The sequence below is a fragment of the Kribbella antibiotica genome, from assembly GCF_004349055.1.
Taxonomy (GTDB): Bacteria; Actinomycetota; Actinomycetes; order Propionibacteriales; family Kribbellaceae; genus Kribbella; species Kribbella antibiotica.
In genome coordinates, this window is the sequence record NZ_SMKX01000133.1 from 1 (window position 1) to 25,921 (window position 25,921).

The 25,921-nt window shown below is 67.4% G+C and carries 26 protein-coding genes; 16 read left to right on the forward strand and 10 right to left on the reverse strand.

Going from position 1 to position 25,921, the window contains the following annotated elements; all coding sequences use genetic code 11:
* From E1263_RS32375 to E1263_RS32395, 5 genes are all read left to right on the forward strand, one after another.
* A partial coding sequence (locus E1263_RS32375; RefSeq protein ID WP_165956610.1) for a transposase occupies positions 1-235 on the forward strand: 235 nt, incomplete at its 5' end.
* A 200-nt stretch (positions 236-435) separates the two neighbouring features.
* On the forward strand, positions 436-1,344 hold the full coding sequence (locus E1263_RS32380) for a hypothetical protein (protein ID WP_132174345.1): 909 nt from the start codon (positions 436-438) through the stop codon (positions 1,342-1,344).
* Positions 1,345-1,392: 48 nt separating this feature from the next.
* On the forward strand, positions 1,393-2,211 hold the full coding sequence (locus E1263_RS32385; RefSeq protein WP_132174347.1) for a phosphotransferase: 819 nt from the start codon (positions 1,393-1,395) through the stop codon (positions 2,209-2,211).
* Positions 2,208-3,077 carry a Rossmann-fold NAD(P)-binding domain-containing protein gene (locus tag E1263_RS32390; RefSeq protein ID WP_132174349.1) on the forward strand — a complete coding sequence of 290 codons (870 nt, stop codon included), beginning with the start codon at positions 2,208-2,210 and terminating at the stop codon, positions 3,075-3,077. Before E1263_RS32385 ends, E1263_RS32390 begins: the two co-directional genes overlap by 4 nt.
* A gap of 20 nt (positions 3,078-3,097) precedes the next feature.
* Positions 3,098-6,166: a GH92 family glycosyl hydrolase gene (locus E1263_RS32395; protein ID WP_132174351.1), complete on the forward strand. Its 3,069-nt coding sequence runs from the start codon at positions 3,098-3,100 to the stop codon at positions 6,164-6,166.
* Between the two features lie 87 nt (positions 6,167-6,253).
* Here E1263_RS32395 and E1263_RS32400 read toward each other — a convergent pair whose 3' ends face one another.
* Positions 6,254-7,168 carry an aminoglycoside phosphotransferase/kinase family protein gene (locus E1263_RS32400; RefSeq protein ID WP_132174353.1) on the reverse strand — a complete coding sequence of 305 codons (915 nt, stop codon included), beginning with the start codon at positions 7,166-7,168 and terminating at the stop codon, positions 6,254-6,256.
* Positions 7,169-7,172: 4 nt separating this feature from the next.
* Positions 7,173-7,460 (reverse strand): helix-turn-helix domain-containing protein, encoded by a 288-nt coding sequence (locus E1263_RS32405; protein ID WP_132174355.1) that lies wholly within the window; start codon positions 7,458-7,460, stop codon positions 7,173-7,175.
* 54 nt (positions 7,461-7,514) lie between these two features.
* On the opposite strand from E1263_RS32405, the gene map reads away from it, so the two are divergent.
* A complete protein-coding gene (gene map, locus E1263_RS32410; RefSeq protein ID WP_132174357.1) occupies positions 7,515-8,288 on the forward strand; it encodes a type I methionyl aminopeptidase in 774 nt (257 codons plus the stop codon).
* A 182-nt stretch (positions 8,289-8,470) separates the two neighbouring features.
* Here the strand turns inward: map and E1263_RS32415 are convergent, their stop codons facing one another.
* The 3 genes from E1263_RS32415 to E1263_RS32425 are packed head-to-tail and all read right to left on the reverse strand — an operon-like array spanning position 8,471 to position 11,081.
* Entirely contained in the window at positions 8,471-9,469 is a 999-nt protein-coding gene (locus E1263_RS32415; protein ID WP_132174359.1) for a LacI family DNA-binding transcriptional regulator, read from the reverse strand.
* 59 nt (positions 9,470-9,528) lie between these two features.
* Complete coding sequence (locus E1263_RS32420) at positions 9,529-10,464, reverse strand: ribokinase (RefSeq protein ID WP_238161728.1); 936 nt, start codon at positions 10,462-10,464, stop codon at positions 9,529-9,531.
* Complete coding sequence (locus E1263_RS32425; protein ID WP_132174361.1) at positions 10,461-11,081, reverse strand: KpsF/GutQ family sugar-phosphate isomerase; 621 nt, start codon at positions 11,079-11,081, stop codon at positions 10,461-10,463. The genes E1263_RS32420 and E1263_RS32425 overlap by 4 nt, the downstream gene beginning before the upstream one ends.
* Positions 11,082-11,297: 216 nt before the next feature.
* On the opposite strand from E1263_RS32425, the gene E1263_RS32430 reads away from it, so the two are divergent.
* Genes E1263_RS32430 through E1263_RS32440 form a run of 3 tightly spaced genes read left to right on the forward strand, consistent with a single transcriptional unit; the run spans position 11,298 to position 14,315 of the window.
* A complete protein-coding gene (locus tag E1263_RS32430; RefSeq protein WP_132174363.1) occupies positions 11,298-12,626 on the forward strand; it encodes an ABC transporter substrate-binding protein in 1,329 nt (442 codons plus the stop codon).
* A 14-nt stretch (positions 12,627-12,640) separates the two neighbouring features.
* Positions 12,641-13,528, forward strand: a complete 888-nt coding sequence (locus tag E1263_RS32435; protein WP_202869155.1) for a carbohydrate ABC transporter permease — start codon at positions 12,641-12,643, stop codon at positions 13,526-13,528.
* Positions 13,518-14,315, forward strand: a complete 798-nt coding sequence (locus E1263_RS32440) for a carbohydrate ABC transporter permease (protein WP_132174367.1) — start codon at positions 13,518-13,520, stop codon at positions 14,313-14,315. The genes E1263_RS32435 and E1263_RS32440 overlap by 11 nt, the downstream gene beginning before the upstream one ends.
* Here E1263_RS32440 and E1263_RS32445 read toward each other — a convergent pair.
* Genes E1263_RS32445 through E1263_RS32455 form a run of 3 tightly spaced genes read right to left on the reverse strand, consistent with a single transcriptional unit; the run spans position 14,308 to position 17,278 of the window.
* Entirely contained in the window at positions 14,308-15,930 is a 1,623-nt protein-coding gene (locus E1263_RS32445) for a DUF4091 domain-containing protein (protein WP_132174369.1), read from the reverse strand. The genes E1263_RS32440 and E1263_RS32445 overlap by 8 nt on opposite strands.
* Before the next feature lie 38 nt (positions 15,931-15,968).
* Positions 15,969-16,637 carry a maleylpyruvate isomerase family mycothiol-dependent enzyme gene (locus E1263_RS32450; RefSeq protein ID WP_132174371.1) on the reverse strand — a complete coding sequence of 223 codons (669 nt, stop codon included), beginning with the start codon at positions 16,635-16,637 and terminating at the stop codon, positions 15,969-15,971.
* Positions 16,628-17,278 (reverse strand): pyridoxine/pyridoxamine 5'-phosphate oxidase, encoded by a 651-nt coding sequence (locus E1263_RS32455; RefSeq protein WP_132174373.1) that lies wholly within the window; start codon positions 17,276-17,278, stop codon positions 16,628-16,630. Before E1263_RS32455 ends, E1263_RS32450 begins: the two co-directional genes overlap by 10 nt.
* Before the next feature lie 63 nt (positions 17,279-17,341).
* On the opposite strand from E1263_RS32455, the gene E1263_RS32460 reads away from it, so the two are divergent.
* The 5 genes from E1263_RS32460 to E1263_RS32480 all read left to right on the forward strand — a co-directional run bounded on the left by E1263_RS32460 (position 17,342) and on the right by E1263_RS32480 (position 22,097).
* Entirely contained in the window at positions 17,342-18,007 is a 666-nt protein-coding gene (locus E1263_RS32460; protein ID WP_132174375.1) for a VOC family protein, read from the forward strand.
* Between the two features lie 3 nt (positions 18,008-18,010).
* Positions 18,011-19,075 carry a succinyl-diaminopimelate desuccinylase gene (dapE, locus tag E1263_RS32465; RefSeq protein ID WP_132174377.1) on the forward strand — a complete coding sequence of 355 codons (1,065 nt, stop codon included), beginning with the start codon at positions 18,011-18,013 and terminating at the stop codon, positions 19,073-19,075.
* A gap of 37 nt (positions 19,076-19,112) precedes the next feature.
* On the forward strand, positions 19,113-19,985 hold the full coding sequence (locus tag E1263_RS32470; RefSeq protein WP_132174379.1) for an LOG family protein: 873 nt from the start codon (positions 19,113-19,115) through the stop codon (positions 19,983-19,985).
* A 66-nt stretch (positions 19,986-20,051) separates the two neighbouring features.
* Positions 20,052-21,416 carry a DivIVA domain-containing protein gene (locus tag E1263_RS32475; RefSeq protein ID WP_238161732.1) on the forward strand — a complete coding sequence of 455 codons (1,365 nt, stop codon included), beginning with the start codon at positions 20,052-20,054 and terminating at the stop codon, positions 21,414-21,416.
* Between the two features lie 120 nt (positions 21,417-21,536).
* On the forward strand, positions 21,537-22,097 hold the full coding sequence (locus tag E1263_RS32480; protein WP_132174383.1) for a DNA-3-methyladenine glycosylase I: 561 nt from the start codon (positions 21,537-21,539) through the stop codon (positions 22,095-22,097).
* 213 nt (positions 22,098-22,310) lie between these two features.
* On the opposite strand, the gene E1263_RS32485 is transcribed toward E1263_RS32480, so the two are convergent.
* Together E1263_RS32485 and E1263_RS32490 are read right to left on the reverse strand one after the other, a co-directional pair.
* Complete coding sequence (locus E1263_RS32485; RefSeq protein WP_132174385.1) at positions 22,311-23,102, reverse strand: enoyl-CoA hydratase/isomerase family protein; 792 nt, start codon at positions 23,100-23,102, stop codon at positions 22,311-22,313.
* Between the two features lie 33 nt (positions 23,103-23,135).
* On the reverse strand, positions 23,136-23,942 hold the full coding sequence (locus tag E1263_RS32490) for a PaaX family transcriptional regulator (protein ID WP_132174387.1): 807 nt from the start codon (positions 23,940-23,942) through the stop codon (positions 23,136-23,138).
* Between the two features lie 164 nt (positions 23,943-24,106).
* Here E1263_RS32490 and E1263_RS32495 point away from each other — a divergent pair, with 164 nt between their 5' ends.
* On the forward strand, positions 24,107-24,274 hold the full coding sequence (locus E1263_RS32495; protein WP_132174389.1) for a DUF3117 domain-containing protein: 168 nt from the start codon (positions 24,107-24,109) through the stop codon (positions 24,272-24,274).
* A 132-nt stretch (positions 24,275-24,406) separates the two neighbouring features.
* A partial coding sequence (locus E1263_RS32500) for a leucyl aminopeptidase family protein (protein ID WP_132174391.1) occupies positions 24,407-25,921 on the forward strand: 1,515 nt, incomplete at its 3' end.

The window sequence follows — 25,921 nt, forward strand, 5'->3', positions numbered from 1 at the left end:
TGGCCAGACCCACCGCCACCGCCTCAACCGAGGCGGCGACCGGCAAGCCAACAAAGCGCTCTACGTGATCGTCATCAGCCGACTCCGCCACGATCCACGCACCCAGGCCTACGCAGCGAAACGCACCACCGAAGGCCTGTCAAAGAAAGACATCATCCGCTGCCTCAAACGCCTCATCGCCCGCGAGATCTACTACGTCCTACGCCAACCAAACCCCAAGCCAACCGCTGCTTGACATCCATAGGAGCATCCAACCTCGGCAAGCACGGGGATTCCCCGCCTGCAGCCCGCTGGCGACAGCGCGATCCGGGAGGTTGGTGAGTGGCTGGGGTCCGGGTACGCGTTCCAGCGGACAAACTGGTCGGCTGCGCTGAGCAACTTTCCGGTCCGTGGCTACGTCTTTGAGGTGTAGCCCATCTGGATTGCGAGGCTGAGATGACCGTCCCCGTCATCAGCATCACGGACCTGTCCGACAACGTCGATCTCCTGATGGGGTTCGGCCTGCCCGAGGTCGACCTCCGGGCGGTGATCCTGGACGGTCCCCGCGATCCCGGGCTGGCCGTGGTCACCCGGCTGAACGCGATCTTCGGGCGGAACGTCCCGGTCGCCTGGGGTCCGGCCGGCCGGATGCGCGACTCCAACGACAGGATGTACGACGCTCCGCCGTCCCAGCAGCGGGGGATCGACCTGCTCGTTCACGCTCTGGCGGACAGCCCGGAACCGGTACACCTCCTGTCGTTCGGATCGGCCCGGCCGATGGCGGTCGCGTTCAACCGCGCCCCGGAGATCTTCCGGGAGAAGGTCGCCCGGATCCATCTTTCGGCGGTCGTGCAGGACTCGATTGCGTTGGCTCGCATCGTCGGCTCCGGCCTGCCGCTGTCGCTCTACCCCTGTCCGAACACCGTCTGGACCCTCCCAGACCTGCAGTGGGTCGAGAGCCTGCACCCTTGGCTCCGACGACACCTGGCAGCTTGCTCAGGCTCACTTGAAGTCCTCGACATGGATGCCCCGGCCGACGCGATGGCCGATTTCTACGACCGCAGGCATTCGGTCCGCGAAACCGCGGTCTGGATGGAGGTAGCCGGCCAGGTCCTGGTACGTCGTACCGACGGCACGCACGAGATCGTCGCCGCGCCGGACGTCGCGTCCGGGGACAAAGTGGTGCACACCGAGCAGCTCGCTTGCGTGGCGAGTATCGACGCGACCGGGCAGTACTCGTTCGAGCTGGGCGGTGACGGCCGGACGACGGTCTTCGTCCGCGACGATCCGTTCGAGTACGAAGAGGCCATGATCGAGGCCATGCCGGCGCTCTACCGCTCGTTCCAGCCCAGCCTGCTGAGCTAGGGCCTAAACCCTTGGGAAGCATCCGGCACGCCATGATCTACTCGTCCGATGCTTCCTGCCTGGCTGCCACCCGTCGTCCTCGAAGCCACCCAGGCACCTTCGCTTGATGCATTGCACGGCGAACTACTGCGCCAGTGGGCGTCCTCCGAGGTCTGGCGGTTGTCGTACGGCCTGCGCAGTGTGATCGCGAAACGCGGCACCGACACCCAGTCCGGCGAAGCCGCGTCGTACGAGCGGTTCGTGATCCCGTTCGACCTGCCGGCGCCACGACTCCTGTACGGCGACAGCGAGGTCATGGTGCTCGAGGATGTCGGCCGAGTGACGCTGGAGCAGGAGCCAACGGCCGAGGGCTTCATCGCCGCGGCCGGCCTGCTCGCCTCAATCCGTACGGCGCCTGCCACCGGGCCGAGCGGTTTCCCGCCCGAGCGCGCCAAAGAACTGGCGGATCGGATCGGCGTCGACGTCGCACCGCTGACGGAGGCGTTGGATCGGTTGCATCGGGAGGCGCCGTCGCGGGTGGTCCACGGAGACTTCGTCCCGAAGAACCTGGTCACCGATGGAGTCCGCTGGACTGCCGTCGACTGGCCGCTCACCTATCTCGCACCGCACTTGAGTGACCTCTACACGCTGATCCGCGAGGCCGTTGCCCTCGGCCACGACCGCGGGTCGATAGTTGCCGAGTACGTCGCAGTTTCGGGTGCTGATCCGTTCCTCGTCGACCGGCAGTTCTTGGTCGGAGGAGGGGCTTTCTGCCTGCGAGCGCTGAATTTCCTGATCACCGAGGGTTTGCAGACCATCCCCGAATCGGCGAGTTGGGTTGATCCGCTGCTGGCTGAGCTCACCGATCTCGTCGAGCAGCTGTCATGAGGCTGCTCGTTCTCGGCGGCACGAAGAACCTCGGCCGGCACGTTGTCGAGGCGGCGCTGCGTTTGGGGCACGACGTCACGCTCTTCAACCGCGGTACGACGAACCCTTCGCTCTTCCCCGATGTACGGCGCATCGTCGGCGACCGTGCTGATCCGTCAGCGCTGGCCGCGGGCGAGTGGGACCGCGTGATCGACATGTCCGGGCTCGTCGTGCGCGATGTGGGGTTGAGTGCCGAGGTGCTGCGGGACCGGGTCGGCCACTACACCTTCATGTCCACGATCGGGGTGTATACGGACAAGGTGACGCCCGGACAGGACGAGTCGGGGGCGTTGTTGCCTTGGCCGGTTGGTGCCCCGGACAACGAGTTCAGGATGGACCTCTACGGGCCGTCGAAGGTTCGCTGCGAATCGTTGCTCGCAGCCACCTTCGGGTCGCGGACGACCGCCGTACGGTCGGGGTTTGTGGTTGGGCCTTACAACCCGGACTTCGGAAACTGGGGTACGGCGCTTGCCCAGGGCACCCGAATGGAGTGTGCGGCGCGGCCCGGCCAACCGGTCCAGTACGTCGATGCGCGGGACCTGGCCGATTTCCTGCTGCTGGAAGTGTCCGGGGCGTTCAACGTCGTCGGGCCGTCGCAGCCGATGGCCGAACTCGCCGCGGCCTGGCAGTCCGTCGTACCGGCTGCACTGCCGATGGACTGGGAGCCTGCCGTCGATCGCTTTCATCTGGAGGATGACGGGCTCTTCCAGCTGGACAACGCGCGGGCGCTGGAAGCCGGGTTGCGGCTGCGGCCGGACGCTGAGGCCGCTCGGGACTACGTGGCCTGGATTCGAGATGGAAACGTACCCCCTGACCCGCCGCACTGAAATGTTCTAACATTGCCGCCGTGATCCTTGAGACAGGTGGAGGGCCGGGTGGCCCGACCAGCCCGCAGGCGGGTTTCAGTAGCGTGGATGCGGTCCGTTACGCCGGGACAACCGGTGAGCGGCACGCAGTATCGCTGAGCGTGACCGCGGGGGTGGTCGAGCGGGGTGAACGGTTGCGCTACAAGGTGTATCCGGAGCTGGACGAGCGGCTCGAGTACGACGCGACGTACGTCGCGGTGGACCTCGTGTTCACCGACGGGACGCGGTTGTCGGAGGTCGGCGCGACCGATCAGTACGGGAATGCCTTCCACGCGTCTGGGCAGGGAGCTGCGAAGGTCCTCTACGCCAACCAGTGGAACGACGTCCAGGTGGGTCTCGATGTCGCGGCCGGCAAGACGGTCGCGGACGTCGTACTGACTGTTGACGCACCGACCTCCGGTACGGCGTTCGCGGGGTGGATCGACGATGTCGAGCTCGGACCGGCTCCGCCGCGACTCGATGGGTCGGACCTGGCGGCGTATGTCGATTCCCGGCGCGGGACCAACACGAGTTTCGCGTTTTCCCGCGGCAACAACTTGCCGATCACGGCTTGGCCGAACGGGTTCAACTTCATCACGCCGGTGACGGACGCGTCGACGTACCGGTGGGCGTATGAGTATCACCGGCTGAACAACGCCGACAACCTGACTGAGCTGCAGGGGTTGACGTTCTCGCACCAGCCGAGCCCGTGGATGGGCGACCGGGATCAGCTGACGATCATGCCGGTTGCCGCGGCTACGCCCCTGGGCGACCCGAAGCAGCGGGCCGCGGCGTTCAGGCACGATGACGAGGTTGCGCGGCCGGATCTCTACTCGGTGCGCTTCACGAACGGCCTGTCGGCTGAGTTGGCGCCGACGGATCATGGCGCGATCTTCCGCTTCAGCTTTCCTTCCGATGCTGCAGGGCGGCACCTGGTCTTCGACACGATCGACGAGAACGGTTCCTTCGCCTACGACGGCGGCGCGTTGACGGGCTGGGTCGAGAACGGCGCGGAGGCCGGGCGGACCCGGATGTTCTGCTACGGCGTGTTTTCGGAAGTCGCGACCTTTGGCGCGGCCGACGGCGGGCGGGCGAATGCGCGGGCCTGCACCTTTGACGTTGACGAGGTGACGCTGCGGATCGCGACGTCGTTCATCAGTGTGGAACAAGCCCAGCACAACTTGTCGCTGGAGTTGGAGGGCCGGTCGTTCGAGGAGATTCAGCAGGCTGCCAACGCGATCTGGAACGAGCGGCTGGCGGTGATCCGGCCGGAGGGCGCGACCGAACCGCAGCTGCGCACGGTCTACGGCAACCTTTACCGACTCAACCTCTACCCGAACTCGCACTTCGAGAACACGGGCACGGCCGAGGAGCCGTCGTACGGGTATGCCAGTCCGGTCACCCCGACCGTCGACGGCAAGGCGGTGGTGAAGCCCGGGAAGATGTATGTGAACAGCGGCTTCTGGGACACGTACCGGACGGCGTGGCCGGCGTACGCGTTCCTCTACCCGACGCTGAGCGCTGAGCTGGTGGACGGGTTTGTGCAGCAGTACCGCGATGGTGGGTGGATCGCGCGGTGGTCGTCGCCGGGGTATGCGGACTGTATGACGGGGACCTCGTCCGACGTCTCGTTCGCGGATGCTTATCTGCGCGGGGTCGAGCTGCCGGATCCGCTGGCCACGTATGACGCGGGGCTGCGGAACGCGACCGTCGTACCGACGGAGACGGAGGTTGGGCGGAAGGGGGCCACGACCGGGTTCTTCAACGGGTATGTCAGCAACGACACCGAAGAGAGCGTGTCGTGGTCGCTCGAGGCGTATCTGAACGACTTCGGGCTTGCGGCGATGGCTTCTCGGCTGGCTGATGACGTTTCTGTTCCGGCTGAGCGGCGAGAGCGGTTGCGCGAGGAAGCGGCGTACCTGTATCGGCGTTCGCAGAACTACGTGCTGCTGTTCGACCCGGCGATCAACTTCTTCCAGGGCCGCCGGGCCGATGGGGAGTTCGCTCAGACGCCGGAGGAGTTCGACCCGTGCGAATGGGGCGGCGACTTCACCGAGACCGACGGATGGAACTTCGCCTTCCATGTCGCGCATGACCCGGTGGGGTTGGCCGGTCTGTACGGCGGTCCGGCCGGGCTCGAGGCCAAGCTGGACGAGTTCTTCGCGACGCCGGAACTGGCGACCAAGAAGGGCACCTACGACATCGTCATCCACGAGATGCTCGAGGCGCAGGCCGTCCGGATGGGGCAGTTCGGTTTCAGCAACCAGCCGGCGCATCACATCGCGTGGATGTACAACTACGCGGGCGCTCCGCACAAGACGCAGGCCATCGCGCGCGAAGTCCTCGACCGCCTGTACGTCGGGGAGCAGATCGGCCAGGGATATCCGGGCGACGAGGACAACGGGGAGATGTCGGCCTGGTATCTCTTTGCTGCGCTGGGTCTTTACCCGTTGCGAGTGGGTGCGCCCGAGTACGCGATCGGGTCGCCGCTGTTCCCGCGCGTCACGGTTTCGCCGATCGGCGGTACGCCGTTGGTGATCACAGCCTCGGATGCTTCGCACCCTTATGTTCAGGAGGTGCGGGTCGACGGTAAGTCGTTGCCGGTGGCATCGATCACTGATGCTGCCTTGCAGGCTGCGTCGACTGTTGAGTTCGTGCTGGGCGCCGAGCCGTCCGACTGGGGCTCGTTGCAGTCCCCGCCGTCGCTGTCCTCGGCGGTGCCGGCGCCGCTTGTCGATCTGATCCCGGCCGGAGGTCCGCTCTTCGACAACACCTCGGCGACCGAGGCTTCCGTCGACTCCGTTGTCTCGTGGTCATTGGCTGAGTCGGCCACTGCCGCCTTCTACACCCTCACCTCGGCAGGTGCGGTTGGCAGCGACCCGACTGGCTGGCGGCTCGAGGCCTCCGTCGACGGGTCGACTTGGTCGGTCCTGGACGAGCGGGCTGGTGAGATTTTCACCTGGCGCCACCAGGTCCGCCCCTTCCAGATCCCGACACCCGGCGATTACCAGCACTACCGCCTGACCTTCCCCACCCCGGTCACGCTCACCCAGATCGAGCTCCTGCACTGAAAGGTGTACACAAGGACTGTTAGTAGTCGGCCCGGCAATGGATTCCGCACCCGCGCTACGCCTGTGGATGTCAGTCCCGGGGCACTACTAACAGTCCGTCTGTACGCCTGCTCGGTGGAGGCGGGCCTCGGCTTGCTCGCGGAGGGCGGTGAGGGCGACGGGTGGTTGGTTCCAGAGGATCTCGGCGCGGGCGTTGTGGAGAGCTGGCCAGAGGCTGGCTGCCCAGGCGACCTCTAGCTCGTCCGGTGTTAGGTGGGGGAAGACGTTCAGGAACGCTTCTGAGCTGGCTAGTGGGGCGAGGGTGGGTGTCTGGTTGCTGGCGAAGGCTCCTGCGGCGGCACCGATTAAGGCTGCCTCTGGCAGCCAGGCCACGCTGTCCCAGTCGTGGATCAGGTACGGCGTCTCGCCGTTCCAGCGGAGGTTCTGTGCCTCCCAGTCCGCGTGGCCGAGGACGTTTCGTAGGTTGGTGTTCAGCAGTCGTTGTCGCGTGCGGATTGCGATCGCCACCAAGTCCGGTGGCAGCTCATTCGCGCCCGGCCGGGTGTCGTGCAGGGGGTTCGGCGGCCATTCGCCGGGGCCGTTGTGATCCCAGTGCACCCATTCCGGATTGGGGAGCGGTGGGGTCAGCTGCAGGCCGGCGGTCACCCGCATCGCCGCGGCATACAGTCGGGCCGAACGTTCCGCCGTACGGGGGTCGTTGCCTGGAGCAACCTCGCCGCCGGGCCGCCACTCTTCGGCACGGACGGCCAGGCCGTTCACGATGCTGATGTCGGTCAGTGGTCGAGCGCAGGGCAGCCCGGCCTCAACAACCGCCTGATGCACGGCCAGGCAGGTCGCCGCTCGCCGACTCGCATCCGGTCGTCGTTTGACCACAACCTCGCGCCCGTCGTCCAGGCGAAGCCCCCACACCTCACTGACCGCTGAGGCTTCGAGCAGCACCTCTACCGGCTGGGCACCAAGCTTCTGGGTGCACCACTCCACCAGCCAAGGCTCAAGGGGCATCGGCCTAGGAGGCGAGGCGTTCGCGGCTGCGGCGGGGGGTGGGTTTGGCGGGTGGGTTGATCTCGGTCCAGACCTCGTCGAGGGAGAGACCGAGGATGTCGGCGATCGCCGCGATGGTCGGGAAGGCGGGGGTGGCGACGCGGCCGGACTCGATTTTGCGCAGGGTCTCGGGGGAGACCCCGGCCGCGAGCGCGATGTCGAGCATCGAGCGGTCACCCCGGGCGCGACGGAGCAGCGCGCCGAGACGCTGTCCACGCTCGATCTCGGTGGGGGTGAGCGGCAACCTGACCATGACAGGGATTATAGTACCGGGATAGTTATTGGTTTGCGTGAGAGGGACGCCTGCATGATCGAGATCTTGAGTCCGGCTGAAGTCGACCGAGCGCGGAAGACCGGTGCCTTGGTCGGCACCATCCTGCAGACGCTGAAGGGCCGGGCCGAGGTCGGCACCAACCTGCTCGACATCGACCAGTGGACCAAGGCGATGATCACCGACGCCGGGGCGCAGTCCTGCTACGTCGACTACGAGGCTTCGTTCGGCCGCGGCCCGTTCGGTCACTACATCTGTACGGCGGTCAATGACGCCGTACTGCACGGCAAGCCGACCAACTACACCCTCGCCGACGGTGATCTCCTCACCCTCGACCTCGCCGTACTCCTCGACGGCGTAGCCGCCGACGCCGCCATCAGCTTCGTCGTCGGCGACACCCAGCCCGCCGAAAGCCTCGCCCTCATCGCCGCCACTGAACGCGCCCTCGCCGCCGGCATCGCCGCCGCCACCCCCGGCGCCCGCGTCGGCGACATCTCGAACGCCATCGGCACCGTCCTCAAAGCCGCCGGCTACCCCATCAACCTCGACTTCGGCGGCCACGGCATCGGCTCGACCATGCACCAAGACCCCCATGTAGCCAACACCGGCCGCCCCGGCCGAGGCTACAAACTCCGCCCCGGCCTCCTCCTGGCCCTGGAGCCCTGGGTCATGCAAGACACCGCCGACCTCATCACCGACCCCGACGGCTGGACCCTCCGCAGCGCCACCGGCGCCCGCACAGCCCACACCGAACACACCATCGCCATCACCGAAACCGGCCCCGAAATCCTCACGCTCCCCGCGAACTGACGCGCGGCAGCCGAGCGCCAGTACGACTTTGAGCACGGGCCAGTCACGGATCCGGCCGGAAAGTGACTGGTGGGTGCTCAAAGCGGGCCGGGTGCACGGCTTTGAGCACGGTTCAGGCGTTTCGGCGGGTGTCGGGTGACTGATGGGTGCTCAAGGGTGGCTGCCGCTGCGCGGCGGTGTCGTTATCTGCGAGGTGCTGAGGTGGCTCGGATGTGGAGTTCGGTGCGGAGGGTGACGGTGGAGGGTGGGCGGCCGGGGGAGGCGATTCGGTCTTTGAGGAGCGTGCCGGCGGTTCGGCCGAGTTCGTAGGTGGGTTGGGCGACGGTGGTGAGGCTGGGGACGACCAGGTCGGCCCAGGGGATGTCGTCGAAGCCGACGACGGCGATGTCGTGGGGGGCTCGGAGGCCTTTTTTGGCGAGGCATTCGAGGGCGCCGACGGTCATCAGGTTGTTGGCGGCGAAGAGGGCTTCGGGGGGTTCGGGGAGGGCGAGGAGGCTTTCCATGGCGGCGTAGCCGCCGGCTTCGCGGAAGTCGGCGTGCCGGACGAGGTCTTTGTCGTAGCTGATGCCGGCCGCTTTGAGGGCCGAGCGGTAGCCGGCGAGGCGGTCCATCGCGGTGCTGACTTTGCGCGGCCCGGTGATGCAGGCGATGCGGCGGTAGCCGCCGTCGATGAGGTGTTTGACGCCTTCGTGGGCGCCGTGTTCGTTGTCCACCAGCACGGTGTCCGCCTCGACGCCCTCGACGCGGCGGTCGATCAGAACCATCGGGGTATTCGCGTCCGCGAGCTGCTGCACGCCCTCGGCGGTCGCGGTCGGCGAGATCACGACCCCGGCCATCTGCTCGGTCAGTACGGCGGACGCGTACGCCGCCTCCTTCTCCGGATCCTCATCGGAGTTGCACAGCACCACGTGGTAGCCCTCGGTCTGCGCAACATCCTCGAGCCCGCGCACGAGCGAGGTGAAGAACGGGTTCTCGATATCGGAGATCACCACGGCCCACAGGTTCGTCCGGGACTTGCGCAGGTTCCGGGCGACGCCGTTCGGGCGGTACCCGAGTTCGGCCACCGCCGTGCGCACCTTCTCGGACAGCTCCGGGTCCACGTTCCGCCGGCCGCTGAGCACGCGGGAGACCGTGGCGGGGGACACCCCGGACCTCCGCGCGACGTCGTAGATCGTCGTCATACCCGCCCCCTGCTGGAGATCGTTGGCCCGTGAGGACCGAACTCTAACTCCAAACGGTCTCACAGCGAGTCAGGCTCCAGTAATGCAAGTGCCGCAGCGCGGACGGGCGCCGATACGGCGGCGCCGTTCACGGTTGTGGACAGCGCGCCGGCGGCGTTGGCCAGCCGTACGGCGGCCACCAGGTCTGCTCCCGATGCCAGCGAAGCGGCGAGTGAGCCACAGAAGGCATCCCCGGCCCCGACCGTGTCGACGGCTCTGACCAAATGCGGGGAAACCCACACCTCGGCACCGGATGAACGGTCGACCACAAACGCTCCTCGCGCCCCGAGCGTCACCACGCACCCCCGCAGATCCCACTCGTCCGCGAGCTTGCGGGCAATCACCGGCACCTGCGTCTCGTCGTCACAGTCCAGCCCGGTCAGCGCGGCCGCCTCGACCTCGTTCGGCACCAGGATGTCCACGTCCGCCATCAACCGCACGTCGATCGGACCAACCGGCGCCGGTGTCAGGATCGTCGTCACCCCAGCGGCCGCGGCCAGCTGCAAAGCAACAGCGCTCGCCTCGATCGGCAGCTCCAACTGAACGCTGAGCACGCGACTAGCCGCCAGAACATCGGCCGCCGCTTCGACATCCGCCGGTGTGATCGCTGCGTTGGCCCGGGACACGATGATGATCGAGTTTCCGCCGTCGGGAAGGACGAGCGGCAGGCCGACCCCGGTCCCGAGCGACGGGTGCCGGACGATCCGCGACACATCGACGCCGTCCCCGGTGAGCAGTTCGACGAACTCCTCGCCGTACCGGTCGCTTCCGATGGTCCCGACGATCGCCGTCCGCGCACCCATCCGCGCGGCGGCGATCGCCTGGTTGACGCCCTTCCCGCCGAGGAACTCCGCGAATCCCGTTCCGTGCAACGTCTCCCCGGGCATCGGCCGTCGCTCCGCGCTCGCCACGAGGTCCTTCATGAACGACCCGAGCACGCACACGTCGTACTTCACCGGTCCTCCCCGGCCAGACGCTTGCCCAAGGCACCAGACGGATGGAAGCGCGCGAAGTCGTGCTGACTGAACTCCCGCAGTACGACGAGCGCGCACGCCAGCGCATCGCCCATCGCGAGCGACGCCGTGGTGGACGCGGTCGGCGCAAGATTCAGCGGATCGGCTTCGCGCAACACCATCGTGTCCAGCGTGTACGTCGCCAGCCGGGCGAGCGTCGAGTCCTCAGCGCCGGTCATCGCGATCACCGGGATGTCGCGCTCCCGCAGCATCCGCGCGAACGCGCAAACCTCGGCGGTCTCCCCGGACGCGGACAGTGCGAGCACGAGATCGCGGGTCGTGACCGCGCCGGAATCCCCGTGCAACGCATCACCGGAGTGGATGAAAGTGGCCGGCGTGCCGGTGCTCGCCAGCGTGGCCGCGATCTTCCGCCCGACCAGCCCGGACTTGCCGAGACCGGTGACCACGAGGTGCCCCTCGCAGGCCGCAACAGCGATCAGTACGTCGAGGAAGACGCCGTCGAGGCGGTCGGCCAGCGCCGACACGGCCGCGGCCTCGGTCTCGATCGCCATCCGTGCCGCCTGCAGGCCACGCTCCACCCGCTCGGGCACAACGGGCATCCCGGCACCCCGATTCTGAGAAATCGATTTCCAATGAGTAGGCGCAGGATAGGGATCGCGGTGGAGCAGTGTCAACGGTTCAATCATGGTCGAATCCCTTGCCTGCGGGCAGAAAGCCCGGAGTCGACGACATTGGCCCGGCGCCCGCTCTTGACCACCTCGGGCCTCGATCGTAGATTGCGAGAAATCGATTGCCCACATTCCCTGGAGCAGCTGATGGCCGCAACACCTTCCCCTGCGCGACTTCGCCGCCGTACCGTCCTGGGCGCCCTCGCCGCCGCGCCGCTGCTCTCGGCCTGTGATGGTTCGGCCGGCGACGGCAAGGAGCTGTCGTTCTGGAACTTCTACGGCCCGTCCGACGATCAGGGCCCGCAGAGCAAGTGGTTCGTGGCGATGGTCGACGAGTGGAACAAGAACAACGACGTCAAGGTCAAGCTGCGCTACATCCCCGGCAAGGACTACCTGAATGGGACCACGCTGCAGACCGCGTTCCAGTCCGGTCAGGGCCCTGACATCTTCCTGATCAGCCCGGGTGACTTCCTGCGCTACTACAACGGAAATGTCCTGCAGGACCTCGGCTCCGCGCTGTCGGCCGAGTCCAAGGCTGACTACCTGCCGGGCTTGCTTGAGGCGCGCAGCGTCGACGGCAAGGTCTACGGCCTGCCGATGGAGATCGAGCCACTCGCCATGTATTACAGCGAAACTGCCTTCGAGAAGGCCGGGCTCTCCGAAGCCGATCTGCCGAAGACTTGGGATCAAACGCTAGCGGTCGCTGAGAAACTCACCGGCAAAGACCGGTACGGCGTGATGTTCGAAACCCTGCCCGGCTATTACCAGAACTTCACCTGGTACCCGTTCCTCTGGCAAGGTGACGGCGCCCCGATCAAGGACGGCAAAGTCGCGTTCGATTCGTCGGCCGCCGTACAGGCGTTGAAGTTCTGGCAGGACACCATTCAGCACAAGGTTGCCCCGCGCAAGGCTCTCGGTGACGGCGGTGGTGACGTCGTCTCGAACCTCGGCTCCGGCGCGGCCGCGATGCAGCAGAGCGGCATCTGGGCGGTCGCCGACCTGCGCGCCAAGGCCAAGAACTTCAAGTATGGCGTCATTCCGCACCCCATGCCGGATGGCGGCCGGCCCGCGACCGACCTCGGCGGCTGGGCGTTTGTCGCCAACTCCAAGGGCAAGAATCCGGAGGCGGCGGCCAAGTTCATCGCGTGGGCGCTCGGCTCGACCGATGCGGCCGGGATCGAGCGGCAGCGGCAGTGGAACACGGTGGTGAAGACGAACGTGCCGCCGCGCAAGTCGGTCCAGGCGGCGGCCGATGCCAAGGGTGCGTTCGACGACGGTGCGCTGAAGAAGTTCGTCAGTGAGATCGCGCCGACCGGGAAGCCTGAGCCGCGCTTCCCGCCGGAGGTCTATCAGCCGATCGCCGACGCGATCCAGGCCTGCCAGTTGAACGCCACCGATCCGGCCAAGGCCGCGGCTGACGCAGCAGGGCGGATCGACACCTTCCTGAAAACCTACCAGGGCGCGCCGATCAGCTGATGGGACGGCGTGCGATGACCAGGAAGCGGCGGGAGGCATTGGCGGCGTACGCGTTCCTTGCGCCCGATGCCCTTGGTTTGCTGACGTTTGTCGTCATCCCGATGGTGCTTGCGTTCGGCGTCGCGTTCTTCAAGGTCGATGGCTTCGGCAACTATCAGTACACCGGTCTGTCGAACTACAAGCTGATGTTCGGCGACGACCAGCTGCTCGCCTCGCTGAAGGTCACCGCGGTCTACGTGGTGACCTTTGTCCCGATCGCGTTCGTGGTCAGCTTTGCGCTGGCGATGCTGGTCCGCAATCACTTCAAGGGCATCGGCTGGGTGCGCGCGGCGTTCTTCCTGCCGAACGTGGTCAGCCTCGTTGTGGTCGGCTTGATCTGGCAGTTCCTGCTGGTGGACAAGCGCGGCGCGCTCTCCAAGCTGCTCGCGCCACTCGGCCTCGGCGACGTCTCCTTTCTCGGTACGCCGTCGCTTGCCCTCGGCACCTATGTGGTGATCAGCGTCTGGTTCCTGATGGGGTATCAGATGCTCGTTTTCCTGGCTGGGCTGAAGGACGTACCGCGCGAATTGGAGGATGCGGCCGCGATCGACGGCGCGAGCTCGTGGCAACGGTTCCGGTTTGTGATCTGGCCGTTGCTCCGCCCGACCAGCTTCTTCGTCGTGGTCAACTCGACGATCGGTGCCGTGACTGGTCTGCAGGCGTTCGACCTGGTCTTCGTGCTGACCAAGGGCGGTCCGGCCCGGGCGACAAGCACTGTCGTGCTCTACATCTACGAGCAGGCGTTCACCTTCAACAACCTGGGGTACGCCGCCGCGCTGACGACCGTGGTCGTCGCGATTCTCGTGCTCTGTACCGGCCTGATGTTCGGCGTCACCCGAGGAGGCCGATTCGATGAGGATTAAGTTTCTGCCGATCCTGGCCCACGTGCTCGCGATCATCGCGGTGTTACCACTGCTCTGGATTGTGATCAGTGCTCTCAAACCGGCCGAGGACGTCTTCGATTTCGGCTGGCCGTCGAGCTGGACACTCGGCAATCTCCAGTACGTGCTGCTGAAGATCCCGATGCCGCGGTTCATGCTGAACTCTGCGATCGTGTCGATCACGGTCACTGTGGTCGCACTGTTCTTCCACTCGATGGCGGCCTACGCCCTGGCCCGGCTGCGGTTCCCTGGTCGTGGGCTGATCTTCTCCGGCATCATGTCGACGCTACTCGTCTCGCTACCGGTGATCCTGGTGCCGCTGTTCCTGGTCGCCAAGCAGCTCGGACTGCTGGACAGCTACGCCGGACTGATCGTGCCGAGCATCTTCCATGCCTTCGGCATCTTCCTGCTCCGCCAGTACTACCTGAACATCCCGCGTGAGCTGGAGGAGGCAGCCGACCTGGACGGCTGCGGCTACTGGCGTCGGTACTGGAGTGTCATCCTCCCGCTCAGCCGTCCAGCGCTTGCATCGCTGTCGGTGCTGTTCTTCCTGGCCAACTGGAACGCGTTCCTCTGGCCGCTGACCATCACTCGGAACCCAGACCTCCGCGTCATCCAGCTGGGCGTCTCCGGCATGCAGGGTCAGTACGCCTCAGCCTGGAACCTGATCCTCGCGGCCGCAGTGATCGCGGCTATCCCGACAGTGGTGGTCTTTGTGGCCGGTCAGCGCCGGCTGGTCGATGCGATGAAGACAACCGGTCTCAAGTGAGTGCGGCGACCATGCGCTGGCGGGCCTCGTAGTAGTGCTCAGGGTTGAGCACCGGCCGGTTGAAGCGCAGTGAGCGATCGGGGTCGATGAGGTCGAGTGCTGCGTCAAGACCGTGGCTGGTGCGGACAGCCTGCAGCGCACGGTGGTCCCAGATGGCTTGGGCGAAGACCCGGTGCCGGAGCGACGGCCACGGCGTACCGTCTGTGCCGGGGTAGACGATGAACGGGTCTCCGGACGGGAACGCGCCGCCGGCTGAGGTTTCCGTGAACGGATCGACCTGCCGGACGGAGTACTGGCTGTACCAGAAGTTGAAACCCCAGTGCAGGAAGCCATCCACGCCGGCTGCGAAGAGCTGATGCCCGATGGCGCGGTTGCGGGCGGAGGGCATGCCGATGAAGCGGTTGGCGACGTCACGGTTCTGGCTGACGCAGTAGTAGACCCATAGCCGCTCCGGGCGGTCGGCGAGGAACGGCTCAACGTGGTCGGTCGCGACTACCGGCAGCTCGACCGCACCCGAGGTCCAGAACGAGTGCTCGCTCAGCGCATCGACGACTGTCCAGCCTTTCAGCAGATCGGCGACGGATGCCTTCGCAGCGAGATAGCTGGCGAGTCCTTCCTCACCTGACGGCTCATCGGAGATGTGGAAGACCACATGCTCGCGGTCCCACTCCTCGTCGAGCACTGCCTGGAGTGCTGGCAGCAGAGCCTGCATCAGGTCCCGGTACCGCGGGTCAGTCGCGTCGACGTCCCAGCCGAAGGTGCGCTGACCGCTCACCAGAATGCCTGGTGTGGCCTTCGCGCCCCATTGAGTGAAGAGGTGCGCGACCTCGACGCCAGTGATCCCGTTGCGACGACACAACTCGAGCCAGCGCCGCAGTTGGTCGAAGCCGAACTCGTACCCGTCGTCAGTAGCAGTGATGTCGATCAGCTGTACGACGGTCCGATACGAGTCGACCGCAGTGTCGAGCGGCGGCGTCCACACCGGGGTGAGCAGCGACGTCGCCCCCATCTCGGCGGCCGAAGCCATGAACCGGTCGATCAGGCTCCAGTGCTCTGCACTGAAAACCGGTACGCCGTAGTGGTCGGCCAGTGCGTCGACGTGCATCCAGTGGCTCGACACGATGTCGAGTGGCGGTAGCTCCACTCCTGTGAGCTCAACAGTCACCGCCTGTCGGTACAGCTCGGTTCCGGCCGAGCTCAGCACGACTGTGAGCTCATGAGCGTCAGCCCGCGCTGGGTCGGTGGTCCTGACGTCGAACCACAGTGCAGCCCAACTGTCCGGCCGCACCGGAATCTCTCCGTTCGACACTGGCCGCAGTACATCCGGATAGAGCCCTGGCTCGTCCCACTGGTAGCCGTCATCGTGCTCCGGGAAGGCGAGCAGATCGCACTGGACGAGCTCCACGCTCGCCACCGCGACGAGGTCGGCGGCGGCACCCTCCACTCGGACGTGGAGTGGGCTCGGGGTGAGCGGTGCTCGATAGGCGAGCTGGAACGAGGCCGGCTCGCCCAGGAACGCCGAGAACCGGGTTGCCGCATCAGCCGGCCGCGGATCCTGGGCTGGGTGCACCTTGGCGAGGGCATCACAGAGCACGAACTTCCAGTGCGCATTCATGCCTACATCATTCAGATATGTGCAGCACTGCGCAACGGTTAGGGGTAGGGCAGGAGCTCTGGTTCTGGGCCCTCGACCGGTGTGGTGGTCGGGCGCCCGGCGTACCAGGCGGTGAGTGAGGTGAGCGTGCCGGTCAGAACGCGCTCCTCGCCGGTGCCGTCCTCCCAGACCGGGCCGTCGGACGGTTGCAGGACCAGGTGGACGCCCTTCGGCGTGCGAGGGCGGAGGAAGTCGAGCAGATGGGCGCAGAAAGTGGCAGGCCACTCGTCTGGCGTCGCACCGAGGCCTAGATCGCTGGTGTGGATCTCCAGCTCGCGCCAGGTGGCATCGATGCCGTGAGCGAGGGTGCTGTTGCGATGTGAGATCGGCCGCGACCAGTCGTCTGGGCCGACGCGGTCCCAGGCAGCCAGGAGCCCGGTGACGGCTTGGCTGAGGTCCTCGACGAGCACTGCGGCCGGGCGGTCGGCGCCCGCGTCGATGGCAGCGTTCCGGGCGGGGCGGCCGCCGTCGTAGACCTCGACGAGCTCGCCACGGAGGGCGTACTCGACCTGGCGGGTGAAGGCGTACGAGAAGTTCGCTACGTGGGTGATCAGGTGTCCGCGTGTCCAACCGGGCAGCAGAGAGTCGCCGCGGGCGGTGGTCTCGTCCAGGCCGTCCACGAGCTCGGTCAGCCGAGCCGCAGCGGTCTTCACGTCGATCAGGGCCACAAGCGCTCCTTCGTCCAGGTATCGGTCAGGCGGTACCGCAGGCGGAGGTGACGGCGGTCCGGATCCGCCTGCCAGAACTCCACCTCGTCAGCGCGCAGCGTGTACAGCGTCCAGTCTGCGGCGACGAGGCCTGGATCGGCAGTCAGTTTCGCGGTCTGCTCCGCCACAGCGGTCGCAACCTCAGCCGGATCAGCCAGTACGTCGCTCTGTCGCGCCGCCAGTGCCATGGCGCGGGATGACACCGGCCGGCTCAAGAAGTCACGTGCTGAGTCGTCTGGGGCAGCAGGTTCGACCTGACCCAGGATGCGCACCTGGCGGCCGAGCGGAATCCAGTAGAACGTCAGAGCGGCGTACGGCGAGGCAGCCAGCTCGGTGCCCTTCGGGGCGGTCGCTGTCGAGGCGAACTGCCAGCCGGCCTCGGTCACGTCCTTCAGGATCAGCACCCGCGCGTTCGGCCGTCCGTCAGTGCGCACCGTGGAGACGGTGGCCGCCAGCGGCTCGGGCACGTGCTGATCGACCGCAGTCAGCAACCAGTCCACGAACAGCTCATGCGGCGACTCCGGAGCCGCCGCCGGATCGAACTGCGGGGGAGCGCCGGTCAGAGTCGGCACAGCGCGCAGCCGGGTCCGCAGGTCAGTCACACCCTCGACCCTAAGTCAGATCGAGCTCCCAAATTTGAGGCACGGCGTGGTTAGCCTGATGGCATGACGGTGGCTCGGTTCAAGGACTTGTGCGTCGACGCGAACGCGACGAGCACCATGGTGGCGTTCTGGGCCGGGGTGCTCGGGCTGACGGTGCCGGCCGACAATCCGACTGTGCTGGTCGGCGACACGCCCGAGAAGACGATCTGGATCAACACAGTCAGCGATGTCCGCGCGGAGAAGAACCGGGTGCATCTCGATGTGCACACGGGGTCGATCGAGGACTTGGTCGCGGCCGGGGCGACCGTGCGAGCGGAGCACTCGCACTGGACAGTGCTGACGGACCCGGAGGGCGGAGAGTTCTGCGGCTTCGTGCGGCAGGGCGACCCGGCGTACCGGCTGATCGAGTTGGTGGTCGACTCGGTCGACCCGAAGGCGCAGGCCGAGTGGTGGGCCGGAGTGGTCGGTGGCGAGGTCAAGAGTTCGGCGGACGAGCCGTGGTACTGGCTGGAGAACGTTCCCGGTCTGCCGTTCGGCTACTGGGTGTTCATCCCCGTGCCCGAGCCGAAGAGCGTGAAGAACCGTGTGCACTGGGATGTCACCGCCTCCGCCCTCCAGCCGGTGCTGGACGCCGGTGCCACGCTGCTGCGGCCCAAGGACGACGAGATCGGCTGGCACATCTGCGCCGACCCCGAAGGCAACGAGTTCTGCGTCTTCGTCCAGCATTGACCCATGACTCTTGATCTGACCGTGTCCGGACCCGACCTGACCGAGGCGCTGGTCAACATCTCGTCGGTCAGTGGGACCGAGGAGCCGCTGGCCGACCAGGTGGAGGCGGCGCTCTCGGCGTACTCGCATCTGAAGGTCTTTCGGCACGGGAACACCGTGGTGGCGCGGACCGATTTCGGACGGGCCGAGCGGATCGTCATCGCCGGGCACCTGGACACAGTGCCGCTGAACGCCAACCTGCCGGCTCGCCGCGCGGACGGGCTGATCCACGGGCTCGGGGCGTGCGACATGAAGGGCGGAGTCGCGGTCGGGCTGCGGCTGGCAGCCACGCTGACCGAGCCGAACCGGGACGTCACCTACGTGTTCTATGACTGCGAAGAGATCGAGTCCGAGCGCAACGGGCTGTTCAAGCTGACCCAGTCCAACCCGGAGCTGCTTGAGGGCGTGTTCGCGGTTGTGATGGAGCCCTCAAACGCCGTGGTCGAGGCGGGCTGCCAGGGGACGATGCGGATCGAGGTCACCACCCATGGTGAGCGGGCGCACTCGGCGCGGTCCTGGATGGGCGTCAACGCGATCCACGCGGCCGGAGAGATTCTCGCTCGACTGGCGGCGTACGAGCCGCGGCGGGTGCCGATCGACGGGCTGGAGTACCGCGAGGGGCTGAACGCGGTCGCAATCACCGGTGGGGTCGCAGGGAACGTCGTACCGGATCTGTGCACGGTGGAGATCAACTACCGGTTCGCACCGAGCCGGTCGGAGGCCGAGGCCGAGGCGCACCTGCGTGAGGTCTTCGACGGGTACGACATCGCTGTCACGGACTCTGCTCCTGGTGGGCTGCCCGGGCTGGAGCGGCCGGCTGCGGCCGCGTTCCTGCAGGTGGTCGGGGGAGAGCCGAAGCCGAAGTTCGGATGGACCGACGTCGCACGGTTCACGCTGCTCGGCGTACCGGCGGTGAACTACGGGCCCGGTGACCCCCTGTATGCGCACAAGCAGGATGAATTCGTGCCGGAGGCCGACATCGAGCTGTGTGAACAACGGTTGAGGAGTTGGTTGACCGACCCGGCATAAGCGGGTCTGTCGCGTCCCCAGGTCCTAATCTGGGGACATGGAAGAACAACCCTCGATCCACCCCGACCGTGCGGTCGGTCACCAGCAGCGCGGCCCGATCGTCATGCGGCGGAACCAGGTGCAGCAGTCCACCTCCGAGCAGCGGCTGCTGGACAGCCGTGGGCCGTCGGACTGGGTACACACCGATCCGTGGCGGGTGCTCCGGATCCAGTCGGAGTTCATCGAGGGCTTCGGCATGCTCGCCGAGCTCGGTGCGGCGATCAGCGTGTTCGGGTCGGCGCGGACGAAGCCGGACGACCCGATGTACCTCGCCGCCGAGGAGCTGGCGCGGAAGCTGGTCGAGTCCGGGTACGCCGTGATCACCGGTGGTGGACCGGGTGTCATGGAGGCGGCGAACAAGGGCGCGTCCGAGGCCGGTGGCGTCTCGGTCGGGCTCGGGATCGAACTGCCCTTCGAGAACGGCCTGAACGAGTGGGTCGACATCGGGATGAACTTCCGGTACTTCTTCACGCGCAAGACGATGTTCGTGAAGTACGCGCAGGGGTTCGTGGTGATGCCGGGTGGATTCGGCACGCTGGACGAGCTGTTCGAGGCGCTGACGCTGGCGCAGACCCGCAAGGTGACGTCGTTCCCGGTCGTGCTGTTCGGGTCGTCGTACTGGGGTGGGCTGGCCGACTGGCTGCGCGAGACGATGCTCGCCGACGGGAAGATCTCGGCCGCCGATCTCGACATGTTCACGATCACCGACTCCGTGGACGAGGCCGTGAGCTACATCATCAAGTCCGCCGAGCTCGCCGACGCCGCCGCCGAAGAGGCCGCGTCGACGGCTGCCGACCAGGTCGCCCAGGCGGAGAATCCGGCCGCCCGCGAACGCCGCGAGGAGCGCCGGCTCGGCTCGGACGGGAGCTAGAGCCGAGACTCGAAGACCCGCCGATTTAGCGGCTGACTGGATCGGCATGGCACGATCGGTCCCGTGATGTGGTTCTTCGGGTTGATCGTGGTGTTGTTGATCGGGGCCGTCGCCGTAGTGGCCTCGGGACGTTGGGGTGCCATGAGCCCGGCGTACGACGACCGCCCCGACATGACTGTCCCTGCGCGGCAGGCGCTGACCGCGACCGAGATCGAGTCGGTCCGGTTCGCCGTCGGCGTCCGCGGTTACCGGATGGACGAGGTCGACACCCTGCTCGAACGGGTCGCCCGGGAGGTCGCCGAACGCGACCGCCGGATCGCCGACCTCGAGCGGGCGGTCGCCCCCATCCTCGACACCCCCGACGGCGACGGTTTCGCCTCGCGGACCCGCTACACCGCCGCCGACTTCGACGACACCGGCTCCCAGGAGCCGATCCTCGTCGGCGGCGACTTCCCGATCTACACCACCGCTGAGCAGCCCGCGGTGATCGACGACGTCACGCCTATGCCGGAGTCTCAGACCGCCGAGGCTGGTGCTGCTGAGAAGCCGACCGCCGACCAGGTGTCGACAGCCGAGCCCCAGGCCGTCACCCACCAGACGCCCGAGTCGCAGGCATCCAACGCCCAGGCGTCTGCGCCCCTGGCCGCCAACTCTCAGGCCCCTGCGACTCAGTCTCCCCAGGCCCCGCCTGCCGCTGCCCCGACCGGCTTCACCCCGGGAGCAGTAGCCCCGCCTCGCGCGCCCGTCGCCGCGGCTCCCGGCTACACGCTTCCGGCTGTCGCCGTCCCGGCGCCGCAGGAACAGCGCTCCGAGGCCGCCGAGCAGCCCTCGGTCTCCGAACCCAAGCTCAGCTGGCCGGAGCCCGCCGGAGCCCAGCAGCCGCCCGCTGAGCCCACGCCGGAGCCAGCGCCAGCAGCCGCCAGCGCCGCAGACGAGTACGAGCGCCTCCAAGCCGAGACCCGCGCGCTCCTCGAAGCCACCACCGGCAGCCTCCCGACCATTCGCATCACAGAGCAGCCCGCACCGCCGGTGCCCGAGCAGGCAGCAGCGCCTCAGCCGCCCGCCCCGCAGACCCCCGAGCAGGCATCGCACCAGCAGCCCGCACCTCAGGCGCCCGCACAGCAGCCGGCCAGCGACTCGTGGTTCCAAGAGCAGCCGGCCGCGCCGTACCAGCAGCAGTCGCAGGGCCAGCCCGCGCCTCAGCAGTCCGAGGAGCAGCACGCGCCGTACCAGCAGCCTGCACCCCCGCGGCAGCCTCCGGCGGGCGCACAGCCGGCCCCAGCGCCGCACTGGGTCCAGGGTGCCAACGGGCAGCCGCAAGAGGGTGAGGAGCCGGCGGAGTGGCAGGCCTGGGATCCGCCTCCGGCGGCAGACCAAGGTGGACGACACAGCGCGCCGCCCGAGCAGTCGTCGTACAGACGTCCTAACTGAGGGCCACGCCCAGGCCTCGGCGGTCGAGTAGCGGCTCGCACTTTTTGTCGGTGGCGTGGGGTTGACTGACGCCATGGTCATTACGCAAGGGGATCTGCCGCCGGCCAAGGATGTCGCGGCATGACGGTCATCGGCGAGGACGGGCAACCGCGGTGTGGGTGGGCGACCTCGGCGCCGGAGTATGTCGCGTATCACGACAACGAGTGGGGCAAGGAGATCCGCGACGACCGCGGGCTGTTCGAGCGGATGACGCTCGAGGGGTTCCAGTCGGGGCTGTCGTGGATCACGATCCTGCGCAAGCGGGAGAACTTCCGGGCCGCGTTCGATCACTTCGATCCCGAAGCGATCGCGAAGTACGGCAGCGACGACTTCGACCGGCTGATGGCCGACGCGGGGATCGTGCGGAACCGGCTGAAGGTCAACGCCACGATCTCCAACGCGCGTGCCTTGCTCGAGCTCGGCGACGGCGAGTTCACCGACCTGCTGTGGAGCTTCCGGCCGGCCAAGCAGAAGGTGCCGAAGAAGCTCGGTGACGTCCCCGCCACGACCCCGGAATCGGTCGCGATGTCGAAGGCGCTGAAAAAGAACGGGTTTGTTTTTGTCGGCCCGACGACGGCCTACGCATTGATGCAGGCAACAGGCATCGTGAACGATCATTTGGCCACCTGTATCGCCCGCTGACCAGGGCGTTTGCATGGCTCAAATGCACGTGCAGAACGCACGAAATCGTGCAATTCGCGTTGACTGAAAGACAAACGGCTGAACGAGTTGTGTAAGCGGTACGTGACGTGATGTGGTGTTCAACGGACTCCCCGGCTGTCAGGTGGTTGTCCGGTCGTGACTCGCCCGACCGGAAAATGGTCGGGGAGTCCACCAACGTGAGGAAGCCGACCGTCACCGCCCGGTGAAGGTCGGCTTTTCTTTGGCCACGAACGACGAGACCGCGTTCTTGTGGTCCTCGGTGCCACCGGTCAGCTGCATCTTTCCGGCCTCGAACGCGAGCGACTCAGCCAGCGTGTGCGTCGCCGAGTACGCGACCGACTGCCGCACCGACGCATAGGCAACCGTCGGCCCGGCCGCGAGCTTGCTCGCCAGCTCAGCAGCGGCCGCCGCCAGTCCCTCAGCCGGTACGACGGACGACGCCAGCCCGAGCTCGAGTGATTCCGCGGCCGGGATGGTCCGCGGGAAGTACAGCAGCTCCAAAGCCTTCGCCTGACCGATCAGCCGCGGCAGGGTCCACGAGATCCCGGTGTCGCACGACAGCGCGATCCCGGTGAACGCGAGGTTGAACCCGGCCGTCTCCGCCACGATCCGGAAGTCGCACGCGAACGCCAGCGACGCGCCCGCCCCGGCCGCCACCCCGTTCACCGCAGCGATCACCGGCTTGGGCATCTCGGCCAGCGCGAGCGCCATCGGCGCGAAATGGTCCGGCACCGTGCTCCAGAGGGCCTCGGTGTCGTTGGCCGCCAGCAGCCCGATGTGCTCCTTCAGGTCCTGCCCGACGCAGAACGCCCGCCCGGTCCCGGTCAGCACCACGACCCGTACGGCGTCGTCCTCGGCCGCCGCCAGGATCGTGTCGCGCAGCAGCACCTTGGTCGCGATGTCGAGCGCGTTCATCGCGTCCGGCCGATTCAGGGTGATGGTGGCGACACCTTCGGACACGTCGTACGTGACGGAGTCACTCATCGTGGTCAGCTCCTTGACAGTGGGTGAGGAAATTCAGTGCGTCGTCAGGCAGTCGTCGACGAAACGCCCGGCCGCGGGGCTCAGTCGTTCGGCGTGGAAATCGAAGTATGCGGCGGCCCGGGTGCCGGCCCAGCCGGCCGGGAGCAGCTCGGCCGGAAGACCCGGATCGAGGAACAGGAACTTGCGCCATTCGTGGACGAGTTCGGAGCGGACGGCGAACGCCTGCTCGTCGGTCGTACCGTCCCCGGCCGCGTCTACCAGAGCCTTGGCCTCGATCAGCCAGGCGTCGTACGACGCGCCCAGCTCGTCGAGTTTCCAGACCCGCCGGGCGAACTCGATCGCACCGTCGTCGACCGGCGCCCGGAACCGGTCCGCGGTGATCCCTTCGACCTCGAGAATCTGGTCGACCTCGGTGTCGTTGCGCAGCCCGACCCAGGCGCCGTCGGACAGCGGAGCCCAACCCAGGAAGGCGAGTTGGCTGGCCAGCTGGTCGCGGTGGCGGGCGTTCGGGACCTCGTGCAGGATGCCCAGATGCCAGTGCCGGTCCCAGCCCGGGACCCCGTCGCGATCGGTGCCGTCGGCCCCGGTCCGGTAGATCCGGGCGGCCGCGTCGTCGAGGCGGCGGCGCGCCCGGGCCGACAACGCGTATCCGGGCTGGCCGTCGATCCGGACCGGCTCCAGCCAGGCCTGCCGGACCATCCGCGACACGGCGGTCCGGACGGCCGGCGGATGGACGCCGAGCGGTGCGAGCAGGCGCACGAGAGCGGCCACCGGTGCCCGCGCTCCACGCGCGCGCAGGTGGTCGCCGTACAGGTCGAAAAGGGCTGAACGGGCGTGCACAAAACCCCACTCTGCCGTATGGTGCGCGCCTTCGGCCTGTCATCGGGGATAATGGGTCCAGATACACACTGCGATACGCGCCGACGGCGCATCACCGCACGGCCCCGGCGACGGTCGGCTGCGTGGTGTCGTCGCTCAACACCGAACTGGGAAGGGGTGCGCGCATGGCGGCGATGAAGCCGCGGACGGGCGATGGTCCGCTCGAGGTCACCAAGGAGGGCCGCGGGATCGTGATGCGGGTTCCGCTCGAAGGCGGCGGCCGGCTCGTGGTCGAGCTGAACGCCGACGAGGCGACCGATCTCGGTAACGCACTGAAGGCTGTCGTCGGCTGACGACTCTCCGGGGTGCCTCTTCCGCACTCCAGTCATTCCTTCGACCCCGGTGGGTGCCCTTTGCGGCACCAGCCGGGGTCGTTACGGTTGGCCAGCAGTTTCTTTTGACACTTGACCAGTGAGGACCCTCCAGTGGCTCGCCGCACCAGCACCTTCGCGTACCCGACGATTCCGGCCGTGGCTTGGCAGCCCGGTCTGCCGGTGCACGGTGCACCTGGCTGGGTGATCGTGGTCGGGTCGGCTGGTCTGCCGGCCGCGGCGAAGGAGGCGGGGGAGCGGCTCGGGGTCGACCTGGACCGCTTGCTCGAGGTGCAGCAGGAGGCCGGCTTCAGCGCGTCGGCCGGTTCGACCGTGGCCTACCCGCTGCTGTCGGGCGAGGTCAGCGAGGTGCTGCTGGTCGGTGCCGGCGACGGGACGGCGAAGGAACTGCGCCACGCCGGCGCGGCGATCGCCCGGTTCGGTCGCGGCAAGGACGAGCTCACCACGGTCGTTGCCGAGGGCATTGACGACCAGGCGCTGCAGGCCTTCGCCGAGGGCGTCGTCCTCGGCTCGTTCAGCTACACCCTGAAGACGGTCGACACCGGCAAACCGGTGGTCGGCGCCATCACCGTGACTGACGGCTCCACCGCCGAGCGGCAGACCGTCGTCGACCGCGGCATCGTGATCGGCCGCACCGGCTGGCTGGCCCGCCAGTTCGCGATCACCCCCTCGAACGAGAAGGACCCGGCCTGGCTGGCCGCCCGCGCCACCGAGCTCGCCGCGTCCACCGGCCTCGAGGTGACGGTCTGGGACGAGAAGAGGCTCGCCGCCGACGGTTTCGGCGGCATCCTCGCCGTCGGCCAGGGCTCGACCCGCCCGCCCCGCTTCATCCGGATGGACTACGTCCCCGACGGCGCCACCGACAAGACGCCGTACGTCGTCCTGGTCGGCAAGGGCATCACCTACGACACCGGCGGCCTGTCGCTGAAGCCCCGCGAAGGCATGGTGTCGATGAAGCGCGACATGACCGGCGGCGGTTCGGTCATCGCCACGATGTCCGCGCTCCGCGAGCTGGGCGCGAAGATCCGGGTCACCGGCCTGATCTGCTCGGCGGAGAACATGCCGTCAGGATCGGCGTACCGGCCTGACGACGTGATCCGTCACTTCGGCGGCCGCACCACCGAGGTCAAGAACACCGACGCCGAAGGCCGCCTGGTGATGGCCGACGGCCTCGCGTACGCCGTACAGGAGCTGAAGCCCGACGTCCTCGTCGACATCTCCACCCTCACCGGCGCCATCAAGGTCTCCCTCGGCTCGATGCTGTACGGCGGCCTCTTCGCCACCGACGACGCCCTGGCCGCCAACCTCACCGAGGCCGGCCGCCTCTCCGGCGAAGAGCTCTGGCGGATGCCCCTGGCCGACCAGTACCAGGACCTCATCTCCACCCCCATCGCCGACGCCGTCAACTCCTCCAAGGGCCCCGGCTCCATCACCGCCGCCCTCTTCCTCAAAGCCTTCACCGGCAACCTCCCCTGGGCCCACCTGGACCTGTCCTCCATCGCCGAGTCCCCCGCCGACCGCCACGAGTACTCGGCAGGCGCCACCGGCGCCGGCGCCCGCCTCCTAACCACCTGGCTAACCACCGAAACCCCCACCGCCAACATCCCC